The organism is Bradyrhizobium australafricanum (genome assembly GCF_020329495.1).
In the GTDB taxonomy this organism is placed as follows: Bacteria; Pseudomonadota; Alphaproteobacteria; order Rhizobiales; family Xanthobacteraceae; genus Bradyrhizobium; species Bradyrhizobium australafricanum.
The window spans coordinates 1-840 of record NZ_JAGKJL010000189.1; the positions used below are offsets into that span (position 1 = coordinate 1).

General features: G+C 62.7%; 1 pseudogene. It reads right to left on the reverse strand.

Features of this window, described 5'->3' with window-relative positions:
* Positions 1-840 (reverse strand): annotated as a pseudogene (locus tag J6525_RS46475) (Mu transposase domain-containing protein); the annotation flags it as partial.

Genomic DNA, 840 nt, shown 5'->3' on the forward strand with positions numbered 1-840 from the left:
CGGTCGAGCCCGGATTTGAGGATCGCGCTCACCGAGGAGTAGCTGATCGCGTTGATGACGAGTGCCCGCTCGCAGGCCGCTTCGAGCCGATCGCGCTCGTAGCGCCGTGCCAGGGCGATGATCCCCATGGCGGAGCGATAACCCTGCTCGGGATGCGGGCGCTCACGCATCATCCGCTCGACCAGAGTGGCGGTGTTGACGCCGATCCGCGCTGCCATCTTGATCAAGCTCGCCGGCGTCATATTGGCATAACGCTGATGGGCCTTGGGCATGTGCTCGTTCACGGTGACATGGCCGCTGCGCTGAGAGCGGCGCACATGGCTGGCGACACGCGTGTGATCCTGGAAGATCTCGACGGCTCGATAGGTGAGCCGGATGTCCACCCGACGGCCGATCAGCCGGTGCGGCACTGAGTAAAAGGTCTTGTCGACTTCGACGTGATAATCGGGATGGACCTTCGCCGTTTTCCATTCGGCGTATTCGAACGGTTCGCCCGGCAGCGGCGTCAACGCAGCGCGCTCGATCTCCTCGAACAGCTGCCGGCGGGATTTGCCGATATGGCGCATCGGCCGATGGTTCAGCTCCTCCAGCAAACCGCCGATCGCAGTATTGAGATCGGTCAGGTTGAAGAACCGCCGATGGCGCAGCCGTGCCAGAATCCAGCGCTCGACAATCAGCACCGCGCCTGCTGCGGGTCGGCAAAATCGTCGTGTCGTAGTGCTCGGCCATGGCCGCAAAGGTTTGGTTGAGCGTCGGTTCGAACCACAACGCCTTGACGACCCCGGCCTTCAGATTGTCGCAGACGATCGCCTTGGGAACTCCGCCGAAGTACGACAAGGC